Source organism: Blautia faecis, assembly GCF_027662325.1.
GTDB lineage: Bacteria > Bacillota > Clostridia > Lachnospirales > Lachnospiraceae > Blautia_A > Blautia_A faecis.
Window position 1 is genome coordinate 1 of the sequence record NZ_JAQDKY010000047.1, and the last position, 254, is coordinate 254.

Consider the following 254-nt stretch of genomic DNA (forward strand, 5'->3'; position numbering starts at 1 on the left):
TATGACAGCCAGCATCCTATGGGGGCTGCGGCAAGAGAATTAAAAAATACAATTCTGTTGATTACATAAAAGAAGCGAAAGAACTTGGTTTATTAAACGCGGCACCTATCCAAACACAAGTCAATTGATGAGTCGGGAACATTTTCCCAGCATTTCTGATGCTATTTTAATTCATTTGACACCTTTTCGCTAATTGTATGATAGATTTCCTTTGTCGCTGAATCATTTTCACCATTTACGACCAATATTTTTCC